The sequence below is a fragment of the Pasteurella dagmatis genome (assembly GCF_900186835.1).
In the GTDB taxonomy this organism is placed as follows: Bacteria; Pseudomonadota; Gammaproteobacteria; order Enterobacterales; family Pasteurellaceae; genus Pasteurella; species Pasteurella dagmatis.
Genome location: NZ_LT906448.1, coordinates 1,744,649 through 1,761,647, shown reverse-complemented (window position 1 = coordinate 1,761,647; position 16,999 = coordinate 1,744,649). Strand labels below are relative to the sequence as shown.

The following is a 16,999-nucleotide window of genomic DNA, read 5'->3' as shown; positions in this document are numbered from 1 at the left end:
TTTATCTAACGCTTAGATTAAAGAATTTCTTTTGCTTTCGCTACGACATTTTCTACGGTGAAGCCGAATAGTTTGAATAATTGATCAGCAGGTGCTGATTCACCAAAGCTATTCATACCCACTACACGACCATTAAAGCCAACGTATTTGTACCAGAAATCAGCGATACCTGCTTCGATAGCAACACGTTTAGTCACATTGCTAGGTAAGACACTTTCACGATATGCTGCATCTTGTTTGTCGAACACATTGGTGCTTGGCATAGAAACTACGCGGACTTTCACGCCTTCTGCATCTAACACATCTGCTGCTTTCATTGCTAATTCTACTTCAGAACCCGTTGCGATTAAGATTAAATCCGGACAGTCACCTTTTTCACAGCATTGACGTAATACATACCCACCACGTGCTACATTTGCTAATTGTTCAGAAGTGCGGTCCATTTGTGCTAAGTTCTGACGAGTAAAGATCAATGCACTTGGGCCATCTTTACGCTCTACTGCAGCTTTCCAAGCGACAGCTGATTCTACTTGATCGCAAGGACGCCAAGTTTCAAGATTTGGAATTAAACGTAATGCTGCAGTTTGCTCAACAGGTTGGTGTGTTGGACCGTCCTCACCAAGACCAATAGAGTCGTGGGTGTAAACGAATAATGAACGCTGTTTCATTAATGCAGCCATACGTACTGCATTGTGTGCATATTCCATAAACATTAAGAACGTTGCACCGTAAGGAATGAAACCACCGTGTAATGCAATACCATTCATAATTGCAGACATACCGAATTCACGTACACCGTAATTGATATAGTTACCATCAGCGTTTTCAACGGCACGAATTGGTTTTGAACCCGACCATAATGTTAAGTTTGAGCTTGCTAAGTCAGCTGAACCACCTAAGAATTCAGGTAATAATTTTGCGTAAGCTTCGATTGCATTTTGTGATGCTTTACGGCTTGCAATGCTTGCTGGGTTAGCTTGTAATTTTTCGATGAATGCTTGCGATTCTGCAGCCCAATTTGCTGGCAATTCAGCGTTTACTCGACGAGTGAACTCTGCTGCTAATTCAGGATATGCTTTTGCATAAGCAGCAAATTTCTCACTCCACGCTTTTTCTGCTTTATCGCCTTTTGCTTTTGCATCCCATTCAGCATAGATATCTGCTGGAATTTCAAACGGTGCGTGCTCCCAATTTAATGCTTGACGAGTTAATGCGATTTCATCATCACCTAATGGTGCACCGTGAGAATCGTGTGAATTTGATTTGTTTGGTGAGCCGAAACCAATGATAGTTTTACAAATAATTAAAGTCGGTTTTTCTTTTTCTGCTTGTGCTTTTTTCACTGCATCAATGATTTGTTCAGAGTTGTGACCATCAATTGCAGGAATGACATGCCAGCCATAAGATTCGAAGCGTTTTTGGGTATCATCAGTAAACCATCCATCAACATGACCATCAATAGAGATGTTATTGTCATCGTAAAATGCGATTAATTTACCTAAACCTAACGTCCCAGCTAATGAACAAGCTTCGTGTGAGATCCCCTCCATTAAGCAACCGTCGCCTAAGAATACGTAAGTATAGTGGTCAACAATGTCGTGACCTGGACGGTTAAATTGATGTGCAAAAGTTTTCTCTGCGATCGCAAAACCCACGGCATTAGTAATCCCTTGTCCTAAAGGTCCGGTTGTGGTTTCGACACCAGGTGCATAACCATATTCAGGGTGGCCTGGTGTTTTAGAATGCAACTGACGGAATTGTTTTAAATCATCAATAGACAAATCATAGCCAGTTAAATGCAGTAAGCTATAAATTAACATTGAGCCATGGCCATTCGACAGTATGAAGCGGTCGCGATCGAACCATTTTGGATTAGTTGGATTGTGTTTTAAGAAGTCACGCCATAATACTTCCGCAATATCTGCCATTCCCATTGGTGCACCAGGGTGACCTGATTTTGCTTTTTGTACGGCATCCATACTTAAAAAACGGATAGCATTTGCAAGTTCTTTACGAGTTGCCATAATGATTTACTCCTCATTGAATTAAGACTTAAATTTGAACAATATTTTACTCTATTTTAGTGGTAAAGGATAATGAATTTATATGCTTTCTTGGTATCTAAGATTCATTTCTTTTTCTTATTAAACACTCTATACTGTAACCCATAAATTGTATTTCACACAGGAAAAAAGATGGATTATCAAGTTATTGCTTTTGATCTTGACGGCACTTTGTTAAACAGTAAAGGACAGATTCTTACCTCTAGTAAAGCTGCAATTCAACGCTGTATTAATAAAGGCTTCAAGGTGGTTTTAGTCACTGGTCGACACCATACCGCAGCCTATCCTTATTATCATGAATTAAATTTAACCACTCCGATGATCTGCTGCAATGGTACTTATGTTTATCAACCTCAAACAGATAGTGTATTGTCGGCAAATCCGTTATCTTTTGAACAAGCTCGCACCATTATTCAATTAGCTGAAAAATACGGAATGCATTTGTTAATGTATTCGCGCAATGAGATGAATTACTCTTCATTAAATGAGCATATGCGCAAATTTTCTAAATGGGTTGAAAGTTGCCCTGAAGCAATTCGACCTAAAATCCGTGAAGTATCCGATTTTAATGGACTGTTAAAGGATGGAGAAATCATCTGGAAGTTTGTGATTAGCCATCCTGATCGTGATTTAATGCAAGCAACAGTGAATGCCTTACCAAGCTCAGAATTTAGCTGTGAATGGTCTTGGTTTGACCGTGCAGACATTGCAAACCGTGGCAATACTAAAGGTACTCGATTATTAGAGTTACTAAATTCTTGGCGAATTGACCCACAAGCAGTAGTTGCTTTTGGCGATAATCACAATGATATTTCAATGCTCAGTGCTGTTGGTTTGGGGATCGCAATGGGTAACGCTGAAACAGAAGTAAAAGAATGTGCAAAATTAGTCACTCTTAGCAATGATGAAGAAGGTATTGCTTCCGTTTTGGCTTCTATTCTGATTAAATCAACCTATGAATAAGTGCTAACGTTCATGCATTAGCACTTATTTTTTATTTACTGCCCATAATACGCATTCTTACCGTGTTTACGTAAGTAATGTTTATCTAATAGTTCTTGTTGCATAGATTGTAGATTTGGGCGAAGTTGGCGAGTGAATAAATTCATATAACCAATTTCTTCCAATACGACAGCGTTATGTACCGCATTGTCAGCATCAGTACCCCAAGCAAAAGGACCATGAGAGTGAACAAGGACAGCAGGCACATCTTTCGGGTCGATGCCCCGTTCACGGAAGGTTTCTACAATTACTTTGCCCGTTTCAAGCTCGTATTCCCCTTGAATTTCAGCAGGTGTCATTTTACGCGTGCAAGGAATAGAACCGTAGAAATAATCTGCGTGGGTAGTGCCCGCAGCGATTAAATCTTCCCCCGCTTGTGCCCAGTGGTGGCGTGGCGAGAGTGAGTATGCACAATCCCGCCAATAGTAGGGAATTGACGATATAGCTCTAAGTGTGTTGCGGTATCCGAAGAAGGTTTTTTCGTTCCCCATACACGATTGCCGTGTAAATCTACAATCACGATATCTTCAGCGGTCATTACATCATATTCCACCCCCGACGGCTTGATTGCCACAAGTCCGCTTTCACGGTCAATCGCACTAACATTCCCCCAAGTAAAGGTGACTAAATGGTGTTTTGGTAATTCTAGGTTGGCCTTTAAAACTTTCTCACGTAATTCTTTTAACATACAAATCCCCCTTCTTGCATTTTTTGTTCAATCCAACGGCGTGCCTTGATAATTTCTGCAATTGGCTCTTCGGCTTTTTCAGTCCACATTTCAATTAAGAAGGCACCGCGGTAATTTAGTTCTGCCAATGTTTTAAAACATTGCACGAAATCCACACATCCCTCACCAAAGGGAACATCACGGAATTGCCCTTTACAAGTTTCAGTGACTTTATAAGTGTCTTTCAAATGAATAGCGGAGATTTTATCTATGCCCAGTTTTAATTCTTCTACGACATTATCATTCCACGCTGAAAGATTGCCTAAATCAGGATAGACAGTAAACCAAGGGGATTTAATAATATCATCCCATTTTTTCCAACGGCTAATGGAGCTCATAAACTGGGTATCCATAATTTCTACTGCGATGGTGACTTGATGACTTGCTGCGAGCTCAACAGCCCATTCTAAACCTTGTTGGAAACGTTGAATAGTGCCTTCATCTTGCTCTTCGTAATAGACATCGTAGCCTGCTAATTGGATGGTACGGATACCTAAATCTACGGCGAGCTGAATCGCTTTTTGCATAATCTCATAGGCTTTTTGACGAGTGGCTTCATCACGGCTACCAAATGGGAAGCGGCGATGGCCAGATAAACACATAGATGGAATGGTCACGCCGGTATTTATCATGGCTTTGACCAGATTGATACGTTCTTTTTTGCTCCAATCTAAGCGTGCCAAGCGTTCATCGGTTTCATCAATAGAAATCTCGACAAAATCAAAGCCACAGGCTTTGGCGATAGAGAGTCTGTCTTGCCAGCTGATATTCTTCGGCAAGGCTTTTTCATAAATACCTAGTTTATGTTTTCTCACGATATACTCCGTCTTTATCTTTAAATCTTGAGGTCAAAACTTTTTTATTTTTGACCGCACTTCTTTGTGTTTTTATTTGCGTACTTTAAAGCATTGCTTTCAGAGCGTCTGTTAGCTGTTGATAGCGTTGATATTTATGTTGGTAAGCCTCGAAATGGTCTGGATTTGGCTGAATACTCAACATTGATTGTTTTTCGAAAACATTTGCTTGCTCGCCTAAACCTTGCATTGCCATTAATGCAGCACCTAAACAACCCGTCTCCTCAATTTGTGGTACTTCTAAAGTCATTCCTGTGAAGTCTGCCAGCATTTGTAGCCAAATTTTCGATTTAGTCGGTCCACCAGTCACACGTAGATACGTTGCTTGCGGAAAACGTTGTTTCATTCGGTTGAGGTGATACATCAAACTGAATAGCACACCCTCATAAATAGCTTGCAGTAAATGTGCTTGCGTATGATGTGATTGAATACCATAGAAGCCAGCTTGCATTCCTAAACCTGCATTAGAGCCATATAAAAATGGTACGAATAAAACGGAGCTTTTCGCAGGTGCTAACTCACTCACAGCTTGGTTAATATATTGGTAGTCTAATTGCCATTGTTTAACGAACCATTCGAGATTACCCGCGGAGGTTGGGCTAGCTTCGTGAATAATAAACTTGTCAGATTGTGCATAGCGACCATATACAAAAGGCAAGGTTTGTTGATTGTCGATATTTGTTGTAACACCACTGACTACAGACCATGTGCCTAGGACTGCATTGAGTTTGGTTTCATCATCAAGGTTGGCACAAAGTGCGGTCGAAACGACATCAAAAAGTCCACCAACTACAACCGTACCTTCTGCTAATCCTGTTAGTTTGGCCGCTTCAGGTGTAACATGACCTGCAATTTTATTAGCAGCAATCACTGGTGGAAGTTTATCGATAATGCCCGTTAATCCTAATAAATCTGCAAGTTCAGGATCGTATTGTCCTGCTTCCATATTGTATAAGTTGGATTCAGAAATATTGGTTTCTTCACAGAATAACTCACCGGTTAGACAGAAACGTAAATAGTCATGAGACATTAAGACTGAACTAATATTTTGATAACGTTCAGGTTCATTTTCTTTAATCCAACGCAAAATAGAAACGGGGTGACCAGTCCACAATGTTTGGCGTGTGATTGGATATAGCTTTTCTGGAATGCCTTCTTTTTGCCATTGTTTCACAATGTGTAAAGCCCGTTGGTCGGAAGATAATATTGCTCGTCCAAGTGGTTGATTTTGCTTATCTAACAAGAATGCGCCTTTGCCTTGGGCGGAAATACCTACTCCTTTAATTCGTTTGGGGTCAATTTGGCTATGTGCAATTGTTTTTCGAATCACCGTTGCACATACTTGCCAAAGTTCGTTCATATCACGTTCGGCATAGCCCGCTTGTTCGCTAATCATTTGTACATTCTCACGGACACAACCAAACATTTTCCCTGAAGTATCAAATAGGGCAGCCTTGATAAAGGTGCCTCCACAATCTATGCCTAAGTAATAATTCACAATTTCCCCTTATTTGAATGTTAAACGATACAGACTATTCGTTGCTGTAATAAACAATGTTTTTTGGTCTGATCCAAAAGTACAGTTAGATGTGGTTTTATCGAGTAAAACACGTCCTAATAATGTGCCATCTATTAATAAAATCAGTAGACCTGTTTCGCAGCTACAATAAATCACATTATTTTTATCAATACAGAAACCATCAGGAATGCCCGGTGTAATTTCCGCAATGGTTTTGCGGTTATGCAGTTGTTTACCCTCCACATCAAACACAACGAGATGATGCAAACCAGCTGTTTTAAATTCCACTGAAGACATATCTGCAACTACTAACTGCCTTTCATCGGCCGAAAATGCCAAACCATTCGGGCGCATTACGTGGAAAGTTGCGATATTGATTTCATCTGTTTTTGGATCGTAGCAATACACATAACAGCCGATGATCTCACTTGGTGATTTCTTCCCCTCTGCATCACTCAAAATTCCGTAAGGCGGATCAGTAAACCAAATCGTGCCGTCTGATTTCACCACGACATCATTCGGTGAATTAAGTTGTTTCCCATCGATCTTATCGACTAACAAACGTACATTATTGTCACGATCGGTAACACTAATGCCTCGGCGACCGTGCTCACAAGTGATAAGATTGCCTTTGGCATCTACCGTATTGCCATTTGCAAATTGCGACGGTTGGCGGAAGACAGCCGTGCCTTGTTGCTCTGTCCAGCGGTACATTGTGTTGCCTTTGACATCACTAAAAATCACCGCTTGTTGTTCGTGTAACCAAGTTGGACCCTCTGCCCAAATTGCCTTATCGAATAATTCTTCTAATGTGGCTTCAGCGCCCACAAGTTGGTAAAAACGAGGGTCATAAACCTCAAGTTTTGCTGATAACATACGCTCTCCTCATCAGGAAAGTGCGGTCGTTTTTATCTCAATTTTCATTGAGATACCACGACCGCAACGAGTCACTATTTCACATTCCAAATTGCTTTGTATGCGTCTTTATAGCCGTTTTGTGGGTCATAAAGGTTTTTATCACCGCCGTCATATGCCACGTTATCTTTAATCACTAAGTGTGCTGGAGTGATGTAGCCAGATGGTTTCTCTTTAGAGAATGCACGGTTTAATTCATCGACAAGCTGCCAACCGTGTAAGTTGAGTGGCTCAGGCACGGTGGCAAATTGGTGGCTGTTTGTGCGAATACGTTGGTAAGCAGTCACAGAGCCATCGCCCGCAGAAATGTTGTATGGCATTTCACCTTTGTTAGCAGAACGTAATGATGGCGCCATAAAGTCAAAATAAAGGTCGTTGATTGCTAAAGTATATTGCAAATCATCGCCATATTTTTGTAACAAGCTGAAGGTTAAGCTCGGCATGCGGCTTGAAGTATCTGCAAGTGGGGTATCGATAAATTCTAACACTTTGCACTCTTTACATTTTTCGATCACTTCTTTCATTACATTCGCTTTGCGTAATGCAATTTCATATAAAGAGTCGGTTAAAATCACCACTTTTGCTTTACCGTCTGAATTTGCTACGGCAAGTTGTGCAGAGAGTTTTGCAATTTGGTCAGAATCAGAGGTCACATTGTAGAAAATATTATATTTATCGATTGGACCTGGCTCTGGCGTTGCGTGCCAAGCCACTAATGTAATGCCGTTTTTATTTGCTTTACTAAGAGGAATTTTTGCCACGTTTGGGTTCCAACCTCCTATTACAATCGCATCGGGTTTACGTGCGATCGCTTGGTTTAATGCTGCAAGTTGGTTATTTACAGAGCCTGCGCCGTCCAGCACGTCCATTTTCCAACCTGTTACTGCTGTCGCTTCTTTCATTCCATCGATTACACCTAACACACCACCATTTTTCATATCAGATGCGATGAAAATGATGTTTTTTCCTTGTTGCAATTTAGGACCAGTTGTTGGGCCATCCCAAGTGTTTTGTTGTGCGGTCGCTGCTGCAACAAGTTTTTTTGCTTCATCTACAAATGGGTCATTTGCCATTGCTTGTGTTGCAAAAGTAAGTGTTACTAAAGCAGCAACTGCGCTTAAACTGCGGTGAAAAGAATGTTTCATAAGGTTCTCCTTATAATAGGTGAATTAATGCAACAAAAAGTTATTTTGTTGCTGCTTTCTTTTGTACAGCTTTTTGATTTAATAATCGTTTACGTTGTGCATAACCTGCAATCGTGATTGAAAGTAATAAAGTTGCACCGTTGAATAATGGTTCTACCCAGAAGGCTCCTCCGAACTGCTGGATACCTGAGATACCTATTGCGAGAATAGCAATACCTACTACAGAACCCCAAACGTTAATGCGTCCTGGTTTGATTGTAGTACTACCAAGGAAAGCCCCTACTAACGCAGGAAGTAAATAGTCCATCCCTACGCTTGCTTGGCCGACGCCTTGTTGAGCAGCAATCAATACGCCAGTGAAACCTGTAATTAAGCTTGAAACGATGAAAGGTACAATAGTGTATTTTTTAATGGAAATACCATTTAAGCGAGCAGCCGCAGGGTTACCACCAACAGCATACATACAACGACCTGTTGGAGTATGTTCTGTTACGAGCCACATAACTACTGCAATGATTAAGACATAAAAGGCAGAGATTGGAATGCCGAAGATTTCGGTACTATTAATCGCAATAAAGCCGTCCGGTAAATCCCCAACAATTTGACGACCACCAGAGTGCCATAAAGCCACTGCATAAAGCACAGTACCTGAACCAAGAGTCGCAACAAAACTATCAATATCCGCAAGTGCTACTAAAATGCCGTTTAACAAGCCATAAAGTGCGGCAACAATTAACACAATTATGGTTGCCATTTGCCATGAAAAACCATATTGCACTTGTAATGTGATGGCTAAGATATGCCAGAGCACAATACCGAAACCGACGTTTAAGTCGATTTTACCAACGATCATTGTGGTAGTGGCAGCCAATGCGAGTAAAGCAATTTTAGACTTACTTTCTAAAATCGCATTGAGTGTGAGCATTGAGGCGAAAGAATCTGTTGTCAAAGAGAAAATAATGACAAGGACAAAACATAACCAAAGTAAGCCATATCGAGTGAGCATTTGGGAAAACCACGCCGCAAATCCATCACGAGCAATAGACACAGGGTGCTCTAGTGCGGTTGATTTGATATTTGTTTGAGCCATAATGGTCTCCTATTTAAGTAAATGAAACAGGAAAATTTAATTCATGCTGGATTTTGAATCAGATGCAAGTGCAAGCAAGTTTGCGAATGTCAATTGCTCATTAAACAATTCGCCAGCGATATCACCGCGGTTAAACACTAAAGCGCGATTACAAAGGTGCGCAATTTCTTCAAAATCATTGGAAATTACAATAATTGCCACGCCTTTTCTGAGTGCTTGGTTTAATAAATCATAAATTTCTGACCGGGCACCTACATCAACACCTGCGGTTGGGTCTTCTAAAATCAGCAGTGGCGTATTGAGGTGCATCCAACGCGCCAACACAATTTTTTGTTGGTTACCACCTGATAGTGCACTCACATCAATAAATAAATTTTTGGGGCGAATATCAAAGAGTTGGAACTTGTACCAGCTTTCTGCCCATTCCTCTTTGCGTGCGTAATTTTTCAATGGTGGGTGACCGCTTAATATTGGATTCAAAAACAAGTTCTCTGTGGTAGTCATTGACATGACTAAACTTTCACGGATGCGGTCGCCTGCCACTAATGCAACGCCTTTCTTAATCGCTTCTTGTGGTGAGTTTGCATTATAAGTTTCATTGTTCAACGTAATATGCCCGCTATCTAAGTCACGTAAGCCAAATAAAAGACGACCAATTTCCTCTTGACCTGCGCCACGTAGACCAGCTAATGCAATCATTTCTCCTTGATGTAAGCTGAACGAAACAGGACCAGTATCGCCTACAATCACATCTTTTAGTTGTAGTACTTCAGGTGTGCCTTCTGGTAATGGCTCACGCTGTTTACCACGAGTTTCTTCACCTACAATTGCTTTCACTAATGCTTTTACATCGTAGTTTTTAGTCTGACCCTCGGCGACAGGATAACCATCTCGCATGACTAAAATACGGTCGGCAATGGTAATTACTTCATCTAAGCGATGAGTAACATAAATCATTCCAACACCTTGCTCACGTAAGCGATTGAGCACCACAAATAGATGTTCAACGTCACTAGCTGGCAGTGAGGCAGTGGGTTCATCAAGTACCAAAACTTCGGCATTTACTGCAATGGCACGTGCAATCGCCAATAAGGCTTTTTCTGTTCGGCTTAGATCAAATACTCGCGTTTCTGCGGATAAATGGATACCTACAAAATCGAGGGCATCTTGTGCTTGTTTATTAATTTTTTTCCAATCAATCAATCCAAAACGGCGAGGAAATCCCATTACAAATGCCATATTTTCAGCAATTGTCATCCATTCAATCAGACCTAAGTCCTGATGGATAAACGCAATAGGCTGTTTATTGGAATGGGAAAGGGATTCAGCAGATTGAATTTTTTGATCATGAAAGGTAATTTCACCTTCATCACGTGAATAAATGCCAGCGAGAATTTTGATAAGGGTGGATTTCCCTGCGCCATTTTCACCAAGCAATGCAACAACTTCGCCTCGATGAATGTCAAGGCTGACATCATTTACTGCAGTATGGCTACCAAATCTTTTCACGATATGTTGTAGCCTTAAAATTGGAGATTGTTCGTTTATCACCATATTTCCTCCTTGAGTAATGAGGAGTGTGTAAAAGTGCGGTCGATTTTACAAAAGTTTTGAAATCGACCGCTGAGTTAGCTTATTTTGCTAAGGCATCAATTTGTTTGACAAGATCATCGCCATTTTTTTCAATAAATGCTTTGCGAACTTCACTTTCAATCGCCGCTTTAAATGGCTTGGTATCCACAGTATCGATCACTTCAATGCCTGCTTTTTGCATTTTCTCAATAATGCCTTTCTCATTTTCAAGGTTAAGTTGACGTTGGTAAGCTCCCGCTTCTTTTGCAGCCTCAACAAGTGCTGTTTGTAATTCAGGTGAAAGACCATCAAACTTCGCTTTGTTCATTACTACAATTAATGGAGTATAACCATGGTTGGTTAAACTTAAGTGTTTTTGTACTTCGTATAATTTCGCTGACCACACAATACCTACTGGGTGTTCTTGTGCATCGACTGCACGAGTTTCTAATGCTGTATAAAGCTCAGAAAGTGGCATTGGTACTGGGTTTGCACCTAAAATAGAGAAGGCTTGAATGTACATTGGATTCTGGTTAGTACGTACTTTTAAGCCCTTAATATCATCAGGTGTTTTCACTGGATGCTTAGAATTGGTAAATGAGCGGAAACCGACCTCCCAGAATGCAAGCCCTTTCAATCCTTGTGCTTCAAGCTCTTTTAATAAGCCTTGACCAATTTCACCATCTAATACTGCATAAGCGTGCTCACGGTTTTGGAAAATAAATGGAATATCAATCACGTTTAATTTCGGTACTAAACCAGAGAAGTTAGGTGAACCCGACATTTCTAAATCGATAGTACCGCCACGTACAGCACTAATCATTGTTTGTGCATTACCTAATGTGCTGTCAGGAAAAAGGCTGAGTTTAATTTCACCTTTGGTTTTTTCTTTAAGCAGATCGTTGAATTTTTTCGCCGCTGCATGTTGTGTATCACTACGTGGTGCTTCATAACCAAAACGTAATGTTGTTGACGCACTAGCAGAACCAGCAAACACCGCAATACCAGCTACTAATGCTGCGAGAGTTTTAAGATTGAATAATTTCATAACATTCTCCTATGGAAATTTAAGGTTGTAGCCAGTTGAGTGGCGTTAAGATTAGCTCTGGAAAGAAAATGAAAGCAAAAAGCAGTGCAATCATCATCAATAAATATGGATATATACCTCTAGCTGCTTTATCAAAAGGCAATTGAGAGACCCCTGTAATCACATTGAGTACGTTACCTACAGGTGGTGTAATTAAGCCAATCGATGTATTAAGAATGAATAACACCCCAAAATAAACTGGATCGATACCGGCTTCTTCAATCAATGGCATTAAGACGGGGGTGAGGATTAATACTGTTGGCGTTAAATCCATCACCATTCCAATCACAAATACTGAAATCATAATAACGATCAGTAGTAAGGTTGGTGTGTCAATTAATGGCTCTAACAATTCCGTCATCATTTGTGGCAATTCTGCAATGGTGATTAGCCATCCAGTGACTTGTGCAGCCGCAACTAAGAACATTACTACAGCAGTTGTTTTTGCAGCAGCTAAGATCACGCTATACAGTTGTTTGATTTTTAATTCTTTATATACAAACAGTGACACAAGCAACGCATAGAATGCTGCAACCGCCCCAGCCTCTGTTGGTGTAAACATACCTGAACGGAAACCACCAATGATGATGACAGGTAAGAGTAATGCCCAAATACTGTTTTTAAAGGATATGCACAATTCTGCTTTCGTCGCTTTTGAGAACGTCATGAGATTTAAACGTTTTGCTTGCCACCACCAAAGTGTAGCAAGTGCAATCCCCATTAAAATCCCTGGTGCGATACCTGCTAAAAACAGTTTGGTAATAGAAACTCCACTTGCGACACCAAAGATAATGAATGGAATAGATGGTGGAATAATTGGCGCAATAATTCCTGCTGTACCGATCAAACCTGCTGAGCGATCCAATGGATAACCTGTGGTTTTCATCATTGGTAGCAACATTGCTGCAACTGCGGCAGTATCTGCTACTGCAGAGCCAGATAAGCTCGCCATGATCATTGCAGCAAGAATGGCAACAAAGCCTAATCCCCCACGTTTATGACCAACTAATTTCATTGGTAGGTCAATAATACGTTTAGATAAGCCTCCTTCATTCATAATTTCACCGGCAAGAATGAAGAATGGAATTGCCATTAGGGAGAAACTGTCTGCACCGCTCACAATTTGTTGTGCCAAGATTTGTGCATCGAACAAATCTAAATGCAACATCAATGCGACACCACAGAGTAGTAATGCAAAGGCAACTGGAATACCCAATAAAATCGCGCCTAAAAGGACAGAAAGAAAAATGATAACGGTCATTTGTTCTCTCCTCTGATAAGCATATTGGCATTAGAAAACAAGCGGACAGCAAGTAATATTGCAATGGCAATCCCTGCAATGAAACTCGCTAAATAAGTGATACCTGTCGGAATTTCTGAAATTGGCGATAAGTTATTTAAGTTTAATTGGAATTGTGTCCAACTTCCGATAATCAATAAATAACAACACAATAACATTAATCCATCAGTAATTAGATAGAGGAATTTTTGTTGATATTTTGAAAGGTTCGCCGTAAATATAGTGACGTTGACGTGGCGATTTTCACTGAACGCTAAAATCGCCCCAAGAAATGTCAACCACACAAATAGATAGCGTGACACTTCCTCGGTGATATTAATACTACTATTAAAGCCATAACGTAAAACCACGTTAAGAAATACTAAACAGGACATTGTGGATAAAATAATCACAACGAATCCTTCTAATAGCTTAGTAATGAATTTGCTGAGAGAGCTCATCCTTACACTCCTAATTCACCAACTTCAATTTTGACCACAACTTTGCGAATTTTGGTTGATTGCCCATCAAGGCATGCTGGGCGGTGAATATCACTTGGGAAAAAGACAGCAAAGTTTCCAGGGCGCATAATCAGTTCGACTTCGTTTTCCATATTCTGATAAAACAAAATATCGCGATCTGCATCGTAGTCTTTGGCGATTTTGTTTGTGCCTAAATCAGGCGTTACGCCAATTCGCTCAAACCCCGCGTGTAAATATTGCACATCAATATAACGGCGATGTACTTCAGGTAAAATTGTCGTTTTTTCCTGAGTTTCGAGATCTAATACTTGCGCATAGATATGCTCGCCAACGATTGGATAACGCCCAGCCTCTAATTGATCAAAGTCTGTTCTGGCAAGGAAATCCAGCGCAATATTGATTGCGTCTGGATATTGTTTCTTATCGACTTGAGAAATATGACCGAAGAACATATCGCCTCCTTATAGGGATTTAATTTTTTCCCAAACAGATTCATCAACGGGAATGCCATTGGCTTTGTTTTCAGCACGAATTGCGGTAAATTCGTGGCCTGGTAAACGGATTGCAACATCAGGATCCGCGCGTTCTGCTGTTCTTACATAATCCATAATTTTATTGAGTTTTTCGTCTTTGGTTTTACCATCAATTAAACGATCTACTTCAATCGCAATGAAGATTTGTGAGACGCAGTATTCATCATCTTTTTCTTCAGTCACTTCTGCTACAGATAACCCATTAGACAGCAATGTTGCGATCATATCTAACACGATAGATAAGCCAGAACCTTTCCAAAAGCCCATTGGTAGTAAGCGGCGGTTTTTCTCAACGGTACCAGGATCACGAGTTAAATTGCCTTCATCATCAAAACCAGCATCCACAAAGGTTTGGCGACCGGCTAAGCGATGCACTTCTAACATGCCATAAGAGTACATTGAGCAAGACATATCCACCATTGTGATTGGTGTCGTTGGTACTGCAATAATTAATGGGTTAGTTCCGATACGGCATTCTTTTGCGCCCCAAGGTGGCATTACTGCAATCGAGTTTGTCCAGCAGATACCGATATACCCTTTTTCAGCAGCTTGCCAACCATAGCCACCGCCTCGCATCCAGTGGTTTGCATTTTTTAGTGCAACAACACCGATACCAAATTGGTCTGCAATTTCCATTGCACGATCCATCATTTTTTTTGCAGTTAAGTTACCAATAGCTTGATGGGCATCCCATTGTTCAATGGCCCCTAGAGAAAGCACTTTCGTTGGCTCAGCTTCAGGCACGATATCGCCTTTTTCCAGTTGTGAGATAAAGCGTGGGAAGCGGTTTACTCCGTGTGAGTAAACGCCGGATTCTGTGGTATCCGCAAACATTGCTGCACATTCTTCAGCAATATCCTCACGTACATTTCGAGCAAGTAATACGCGTTTGAATTCTTGTTTTAGTGTTTCGTAACTGACTTTCATATTATCCTCACAAACTTGTTTGTTTCACATATTGAAATTGCGTTTTAAAAATTATAAGCTGAATAAAATTTGTTCGCAAACAAAATGGAAAGATAAAAATCTTTAAAAATCAATTGGATAAAAGTTTTTATTATTTTTGTGATCAACTTCTCATTTTTATTTTGAGAAGATCTCTTTAGAATAAGCGCACTTAAAGTGAGCGATTTGGGATACAAGAATGACAAACGAAGAGCAAAATAAAAAAGCGGGTGGCAATCAAAGTTTAGTCAAAGGGCTGTTACTTATTGATATTTTAAGTAATTTCCCAAATGGCTGCCCACTAGCAAAATTGGCAGAGTTATCAAATTTAAATAAAAGTACAACCCATCGAATGTTACAAACGCTACAAGCTTGCGGTTACGTTAAACCTGCAAATACTGTTGGCGCATATCGTTTAACGATGAAATGTTTAATGATTGGGCAAAAAACGTTAAGCTCACTGAATATTTTAAATATTACAGCCCCTTATTTAGAGCAGTTAAATTTAGATACGGGGGAAACAGTAAATTTATCAATGCGAGATCATCATCACGCAGTGATGATTTACAAACTCGAGCCAACCACAGGAATGATGAGAACCCGTGCTTATATTGGTCAGCGTTTAGAGCTGTATTGCTCGGCGATGGGTAAAATCTTTATGGCACACGAGAAAAGCCATAGCCTAGACGATTATTGGGAGAAAAATCAGAGCAATATCGAACAGCTAACACCGAAAACAATTGTGACCCAAGAAGCGATGAACATTGAATTGGAAAAAATTCGAGAGATTGGTTATGCAATGGATAATGAAGAAAATGAAAGAGGTGTTACTTGCTTAGCCTGTCCTATCTTTGATATCAATGGCAATGTGGCTTATTCTGTATCTATATCACTCTCGACTGCTCGTTTAAACCAAATTGGTAAAGAAGTATTATTGCATCATCTTAAACTTGCTGCCAATGCTATTTCAAAAGAGCTTGGTGCATAAATAATCTTGATTGAGAAAAATAGAATACCCTCAAAGTGCGGTACATATTGAGGGTATTTTTACTTTTCGAACTATTAATTAATGACCTTTATGACTCGTGCTGTATAAGATTTTGTCAGTATATGCCATTGCTACTGCAGAAATTAAGAAACCGAGATGAAGCAATAATTGCCACATCATCGTTTTTTCATCCATATTTGCTGCATTTACAAAAGTTTGTAACAAGTGAATAGATGAAATGCTGATAATTGACATTGATAATTTCACTTTTAGCACTGAGGCATTTACGTGGCTTAGCCATTCTGGCTCATCAGGGTGATCTTTAGTTCGCAATTTCGATACAAAGATTTCATATCCGCCTACAATCACCATTACCAGTAAGTTAGCGATCATTACTACATCAATTAAATTGAGGACGGCAAGCATAATCATATTGGCATCCATTGTTTGCAAGTTTGTCATCAACTCCCACAAAGATTTCATAAACTTATACGCATATAAGCCTTGAACAATGATCAAACCTAAATAAATAGGCAATTGTAGCCAACGGCTAGCGAAAATTATTTGGCTAATAATATTCGGTGCTTGATATTGTACAGATTTTGATTTGATAGAGGTATTTTGAGCGTGTTGTTCCATTTTGTTTATTGATTATTGCTAATAAAAAAGATCCCAGAAAATTACCTGTTTTTTAAGCAGAATTCAATGGATTTATGAGAAATTTAATTTGTTTGGTTAAGTGCGGTAATTTTTTATGGAAAATTCCTCTCTTATACAAAATAAGCAAGCTTATTATTT

15 protein-coding genes and 1 pseudogene are annotated in these 16,999 nt (G+C 39.9%); 2 read left to right on the top strand and 14 right to left on the bottom strand.

Features of this window, described 5'->3' with window-relative positions:
• Positions 1 to 17 precede the first annotated feature (17 nt).
• Positions 18 to 2,024, bottom strand: coding sequence for a transketolase (gene tkt, locus CKV78_RS07990; protein WP_005763693.1), 2,007 nt, complete (start codon positions 2,022 to 2,024; stop codon positions 18 to 20).
• 171 nt (positions 2,025 to 2,195) lie between these two features.
• Here tkt and CKV78_RS07985 point away from each other — a divergent pair, with 171 nt between their 5' ends.
• The gene (locus CKV78_RS07985; protein WP_005763691.1) at positions 2,196 to 3,026 is read left to right on the top strand and encodes a pyridoxal phosphatase; all 831 of its coding nucleotides are present in this window, start codon (positions 2,196 to 2,198) and stop codon (positions 3,024 to 3,026) included.
• Positions 3,027 to 3,061: 35 nt separating this feature from the next.
• Here CKV78_RS07985 and araD read toward each other — a convergent pair.
• The 12 genes and pseudogenes from araD to yiaK all read right to left on the bottom strand — a co-directional run bounded on the left by araD (position 3,062) and on the right by yiaK (position 15,195).
• Positions 3,062 to 3,753, bottom strand: a pseudogene (gene araD / locus CKV78_RS07980) (L-ribulose-5-phosphate 4-epimerase).
• Positions 3,747 to 4,607: an L-ribulose-5-phosphate 3-epimerase gene (locus CKV78_RS07975; RefSeq protein ID WP_095075300.1), complete on the bottom strand. Its 861-nt coding sequence runs from the start codon at positions 4,605 to 4,607 to the stop codon at positions 3,747 to 3,749. The pseudogene araD and the gene CKV78_RS07975 overlap by 7 nt, the downstream one beginning before the upstream one ends.
• Before the next feature lie 85 nt (positions 4,608 to 4,692).
• A complete protein-coding gene (locus CKV78_RS07970) occupies positions 4,693 to 6,144 on the bottom strand; it encodes an FGGY-family carbohydrate kinase (RefSeq protein WP_005763689.1) in 1,452 nt (483 codons plus the stop codon).
• Between the two features lie 9 nt (positions 6,145 to 6,153).
• Positions 6,154 to 7,041 carry an SMP-30/gluconolactonase/LRE family protein gene (locus CKV78_RS07965; protein WP_005763687.1) on the bottom strand — a complete coding sequence of 296 codons (888 nt, stop codon included), beginning with the start codon at positions 7,039 to 7,041 and terminating at the stop codon, positions 6,154 to 6,156.
• Between the two features lie 74 nt (positions 7,042 to 7,115).
• Positions 7,116 to 8,225 carry an ABC transporter substrate-binding protein gene (locus CKV78_RS07960; RefSeq protein ID WP_005763686.1) on the bottom strand — a complete coding sequence of 370 codons (1,110 nt, stop codon included), beginning with the start codon at positions 8,223 to 8,225 and terminating at the stop codon, positions 7,116 to 7,118.
• Between the two features lie 40 nt (positions 8,226 to 8,265).
• Positions 8,266 to 9,315: an ABC transporter permease gene (locus CKV78_RS07955; protein WP_005763684.1), complete on the bottom strand. Its 1,050-nt coding sequence runs from the start codon at positions 9,313 to 9,315 to the stop codon at positions 8,266 to 8,268.
• A gap of 36 nt (positions 9,316 to 9,351) precedes the next feature.
• Entirely contained in the window at positions 9,352 to 10,869 is a 1,518-nt protein-coding gene (locus tag CKV78_RS07950) for a sugar ABC transporter ATP-binding protein (RefSeq protein WP_005763683.1), read from the bottom strand.
• A gap of 79 nt (positions 10,870 to 10,948) precedes the next feature.
• Positions 10,949 to 11,935, bottom strand: a complete 987-nt coding sequence (locus tag CKV78_RS07945) for a TRAP transporter substrate-binding protein (RefSeq protein ID WP_005763681.1) — start codon at positions 11,933 to 11,935, stop codon at positions 10,949 to 10,951.
• 19 nt (positions 11,936 to 11,954) lie between these two features.
• Positions 11,955 to 13,235: a TRAP transporter large permease subunit gene (locus CKV78_RS07940; protein ID WP_005763679.1), complete on the bottom strand. Its 1,281-nt coding sequence runs from the start codon at positions 13,233 to 13,235 to the stop codon at positions 11,955 to 11,957.
• Positions 13,232 to 13,714 carry a TRAP transporter small permease gene (locus CKV78_RS07935; protein WP_005763677.1) on the bottom strand — a complete coding sequence of 161 codons (483 nt, stop codon included), beginning with the start codon at positions 13,712 to 13,714 and terminating at the stop codon, positions 13,232 to 13,234. Before CKV78_RS07935 ends, CKV78_RS07940 begins: the two co-directional genes overlap by 4 nt.
• Before the next feature lie 2 nt (positions 13,715 to 13,716).
• Positions 13,717 to 14,187 carry a YhcH/YjgK/YiaL family protein gene (locus CKV78_RS07930; protein WP_005763675.1) on the bottom strand — a complete coding sequence of 157 codons (471 nt, stop codon included), beginning with the start codon at positions 14,185 to 14,187 and terminating at the stop codon, positions 13,717 to 13,719.
• Between the two features lie 9 nt (positions 14,188 to 14,196).
• Positions 14,197 to 15,195, bottom strand: coding sequence for a 3-dehydro-L-gulonate 2-dehydrogenase (gene yiaK, locus CKV78_RS07925; protein WP_005763673.1), 999 nt, complete (start codon positions 15,193 to 15,195; stop codon positions 14,197 to 14,199).
• 217 nt (positions 15,196 to 15,412) lie between these two features.
• On the opposite strand from yiaK, the gene CKV78_RS07920 reads away from it, so the two are divergent.
• Positions 15,413 to 16,201 (top strand): IclR family transcriptional regulator, encoded by a 789-nt coding sequence (locus tag CKV78_RS07920; protein ID WP_005763672.1) that lies wholly within the window; start codon positions 15,413 to 15,415, stop codon positions 16,199 to 16,201.
• A 78-nt stretch (positions 16,202 to 16,279) separates the two neighbouring features.
• On the opposite strand, the gene CKV78_RS07915 is transcribed toward CKV78_RS07920, so the two are convergent.
• Positions 16,280 to 16,840 (bottom strand): TIGR00645 family protein, encoded by a 561-nt coding sequence (locus CKV78_RS07915; protein ID WP_005763670.1) that lies wholly within the window; start codon positions 16,838 to 16,840, stop codon positions 16,280 to 16,282.
• Positions 16,841 to 16,999 lie beyond the last annotated feature (159 nt).